Consider the following 4,429-nt stretch of genomic DNA (forward strand, 5'->3'; position numbering starts at 1 on the left):
CCAGCAGGCCACAATGGCGAAGATCACCCCGGCTGCATCGGCCGTCAGGGCCGCGGCCATGGCGTGCCGGATGCGCCTGACCTGAACCGCGCCGAAATAGACGGCCATGACGTAGAAAGTGGTTTCCGTGGAACCCTGCAGGGTGGAGACCAGCACGCCGGTGTAGCTGTCCGGCCCGATGGCCGGATCGTTGATAATCGAGGCCAGGATGCCGTAGGCGCCGGAACCGCTCAAGGGGCGCATCAGCGCCATGGGCAGGGCCTCGGCTGGCAGGCCGAAGCGTCCGGTGACCGGGGCCAGGGCACCCACCAACAGGTCCAGGGCACCGCTGGCCCGCAGCATGCCCACGGCCACGAGGATGGCCACCAGGTAGGGAATGATGCGCAGGGCTACCTGGAATCCTTCTTTGGCCCCATCCACGAATACCTCGTAGACCGGCACCCGCCGGACCGCTCCGAAGACCAGAAATCCTGCCATCAGACCCGGAAGGATCCACGGGGAGAGGGCTTTGCCGAAAAGGATGGCCCCGGGAATCAGGGCTGCCAGGGCGGCCAGGGCCATGATGCTCACCCAGATCGGGTAGGCCCCTTGAGCCGCTTCCAGTGTCGATGTCTTACTCGGGGCTGCGGTACCGGTTTTCTCACCGGTGTCTGTTTGCTTTGCACCGGCCTGATGCTTTTCGCCCATGGGCGAAAGGCGCTGGTAGAGTTTGGCGGCCAGGATGGCCACGCTGGTCGAGCCGATGGTCGCGAGCAGGGTGGTGGGCAGGATGATCGCCGGGTCGGCACTGCCCGCCGCCGCCCGCAGGGCGATTACGCCGGTGGGCAGCAGGGTCACGCTGGAGGTGTTGATGGCCAAAAACAGGGCCATGGCGTTGGTGGCTGTTCCCGGTTGCCTGTTCAGGCTTTCCAGTTCCTGCATGGCCCGGATGCCGAAAGGTGTGGCGGCGTTACCCAGTCCCAGGGCGTTGGCGGACAGGTTGAGGATCATGGCTCCCATGGCCGGATGGTCGGCCGGTACCTCGGGGAAGAGCCGTACCATCAGCGGTCGGATCAAACGGGCCAGGATGACCAGCATCCCTCCAGCTTCGGCCACCTTCATCAGGCCCAGAAACAGGGTCATCACCCCCACCAGCCCGATGGCCAGTTCCACCGCACCGGCGGAAGATTCGACCATGGCGGCGGAGAGGGCTTCCATGGGGGACTGAAGTTCGGCCGCCGGCTGGAAGCCGATTTGCTTCCAGCCGGCAAAACAGACGGCGGTGAGAACGATGATCAGGAAGATCCGGTTCACGTTGTTGCACCCTCTTTTTTGTCCTCGGATCGTGGATTGAGAAGGATGCGGGCGTCGACGATGCTCAGGCCCTCGTGGTGAATGATCACCGGGTTGAGGTCCATCTCCTGAATCTGGGGATAGGCCTCGATGATTTCCGAGCAGACCAGCAGCAGGTTGACCAGGGCCTTTTTGTCGTAGGGCTTGTCGCCGCGCACACCATCCAGGATGGGGTGGGATTTGGTTTCGGCGATCATGCGCTGGGCTGACCGGCGGGATATGGGCAGTACACGGAAAGAGACATCCTTTATAATCTCCACCATCACTCCGCCCAGGCCATACATGATTACGGGTCCGAACTGGTCGTCGATCTTGGTGCCGATGATGACCTCGATGCCCTTGCACACCATGGGGGAGATCAGCACGCCTTCAATGCGGGCATTGGCCTTGTAGGCCTTGGCGTTTTTAATGATTTCCCGGAAAGCCCTTTTCACCTGATCCTTGCCGGACAGGTTGAGCCGGACGCCCTTGGCATCGCTTTTGTGGAGGATGTCCGGCGAGGCAATTTTCAGGACCACCTTGCCGCACATGGCGGCCGCTGCCTTTGCTGCCGCATCTTCCGTGGTGGCCAGGGCATCGCTGGTCACCGCCGCACCGTGAAACCGGAGCAGCTGTTTGGCCTCGGCTTCCAGCAACGCCGTCCGGTCCTGTTGGTAAACGCTGCCGATGATCTGCCGCCCTTCGGGTTTGGCTTTCGCTTCCCAGTTGAGGACAAAGTCGGATTTGGCGTGGTAGCGTTTCAGATATCTGCCGTATTCGGCCAGCACGCCGATGCACTTGCATGCGATATCCAGGCTGCCGTAGACCGGGACGCCGTAGTAGCGCAGCAGGTCCAGGCTGTGGGGTTTCTCCGAGTTGTAAAGGCTGTGCACGATAATGGCCTTTTTGCGGCGCTTGACCATCTTGCCTATCTGGTGGGCCGCATCTTCTTCAATCAGGGATAGGCTTTCGGCAAAGCGGATGCCGTAGCCGCCGAACAGACCCACAACCAACAAGCCACCCACATTGGGATCGCCCAATATAATGTTGGCGCAGTCGGCGAAGACGGCCGGGTTGTCATCGGTGCCGCCGGCTACGTCAATGGGGTTTCTCACCGTGGCCCCGCCAGGGAGGATGGCGCGCAGCTTTGCCTGGGTCTTCTCTTCCAGTTGCGGAATCTTTACACCCAGGTCGGTGAGGGTGTCGGCGGCGATGGTGGCGTGTCCGCCGCCGTCGGCCAGGATGGCGATCTGGTTGTTCTTGATCGGCGGGAGGCTGGAGAGGCTTTCCGCCGCCGGGAATAGTTCGTCTGAATTTTCAATGACGATGATGCCGGCCCGCTCGAAGGCACCTTTGGCCACTTCGGACATTCCGGCCAGCGCACCCGTGTGGGAACCGGCGCTTTGCTTGCCGGTGGAGGACCGGCCGCTTTTGAGCAGGACCACAGGTTTGTTTTCAGTTGTCTTGTAAGCCTGCTGGAGGAACTTGCGGCCCTCGCGCATGCCTTCCACATACATGAGAATGGTGCGGGTGTCGGGATCCTGGCTGAAGAATTCCAGGTATTCGTGGAAGCGGATGTCCGCCTCGTTGCCCACGCCCACGTAGTAGGTGAATCCTTTGCGGCTCTGCAGTTTGGCTTCGGTGATAAGGGTCAGGGCCATGTTGCCGCTCTGGGTCAGCAGGGCGATGTCGCCTTTGGGCGAATGCTTCAGACCCACCAGGTTGAGGTTGTCCTTGAGGTTGATCATGCCGGAAGTGTTGGGGCCGATCAGGCGGATGTGGTGACGGCCGGCTACCTTCAATACTTCGCCCTCCAGCGATTTGCCCTTGGCGCCCGTCTCTCCGAATCCCGTGGCCAGGATGATGGCGCCCTTGACCCCTTTTTTCCCGCAGTCTTCCAGCACTGCGGGAACGGTTCGCGCCGGGGTGGCGATGAGGGCCACGTCCACCTCTCCCGGGATTTCCGAGACGGCGGTGTAGCACTTCAAGCCCATGATGCTCGGCTCTTTCGGGTTGACCGGGTAGATGGCCCCTTCGTAGCCTTCGTCCAGAAGGGTGCGAATGGTCTGATAGCCGCGCTTGGTGGGCACCTTGGATGCGCCCACGACGGCTACGGAACGGGCGTTGAGGACTTGTTCGAGTCCCATCATATTCTCCTTTTTTTAGTCTTGATCTTTCACAACGGGCATCTTTCGGCCCATGCCGGTGTTCTCGCTCTGCTGAAATCCTCAACGTAGCGCTGCTACGCCTGCGGTTTCACCATCGCTGCGGCCTTGGCCTGAACCAAAATCTACCCATTGTGAAAGGCCAAGGGCGGATAAATGGAAACAGTTGCGAGGATCAGAAACGCCAATCTCAAAATTCCTGAATTCTCAATTCCTCAATCCGTTTCATTATTTCTTGCGGTCCTCGAATGCCGCCAGGGATTCCTGGCGCTCTTTGGTGGAGACGCAGGCCAGGCAGGCCTCTACTTCGAAGTCCATCAGGGCCTCCAGGCTGGTCTCACCCTGGGCCATGTTGAGCCCCTTCTTGATCATCTTCAGGGAGAATGCCGAGTTGGCGGCGATCATGGCGGCCATCTCCATGACTGTCTCCATCAGCTTCTCCGCCGGTACGGCACGGTTGACCAGCCCGATGCGCTGGGCCTCCACGCCGTCGATGTACTCGCCGGTGAAGAGCAGCTCCCGGGCCTTTCCCGGGCCGATGAGGTTCTGGACCAGCCGGAAGGCGCCGCCGGTGACCGAAGAGGTGACCTTGGCCTCGGGGCTGCCGATCTTGGCCTCCTCGGCTGCGATGCGGATGTCGCAGGCCAGGGCCAGTTCGTATCCGGACCCGATGGCGAAGCCGTTGACAGCGGCGATGGTGGGCTTTTCGAAGCGGATGATGGTCCGGGACACTTCCTGGAGCGACACCAGGTAGTCCCGGTAGTCTTCAATGGAGCGGGTTTTGGACTCCTTGAGGTCGGCGCCGGTGGAAAAGGCGCGGCCTTCGCCGGTGACCACCACCACCTTGATCCCTTCATCTGCACGCGCATCGTCCAGGGCGGTCTGCATGTCCAGCCAGAGCCGCTTGTTCATAGCGTTGAGCACCTGGGGGCGGTTGAGACGGATGACGGCCA

Annotated in this window: 3 protein-coding genes; all 3 read right to left on the reverse strand. The window is 61.3% G+C overall.

Features of this window, described 5'->3' with window-relative positions; translation table 11 throughout:
- A partial coding sequence (locus tag QNK41_RS04135; protein ID WP_319254051.1) for a nucleoside recognition domain-containing protein occupies window positions 1-1,293 on the reverse strand: 1,293 nt, incomplete at its 3' end.
- The gene (locus QNK41_RS04140; protein ID WP_319254053.1) at window positions 1,290-3,458 is read right to left on the reverse strand and encodes an acetate--CoA ligase family protein; all 2,169 of its coding nucleotides are present in this window, start codon (window positions 3,456-3,458) and stop codon (window positions 1,290-1,292) included. The genes QNK41_RS04135 and QNK41_RS04140, both read right to left, overlap by 4 nt.
- Before the next feature lie 246 nt (window positions 3,459-3,704).
- On the reverse strand, window positions 3,705-4,421 hold the full coding sequence (locus tag QNK41_RS04145; protein WP_319254055.1) for an enoyl-CoA hydratase/isomerase family protein: 717 nt from the start codon (window positions 4,419-4,421) through the stop codon (window positions 3,705-3,707).
- Between the last annotated feature and the right edge of the window lie 8 nt (window positions 4,422-4,429).

Origin of the sequence: Desulfosarcina sp. (assembly GCF_033791525.1) — a bacterium.
Taxonomy (GTDB): domain Bacteria; phylum Desulfobacterota; class Desulfobacteria; order Desulfobacterales; family Desulfosarcinaceae; genus Desulfosarcina.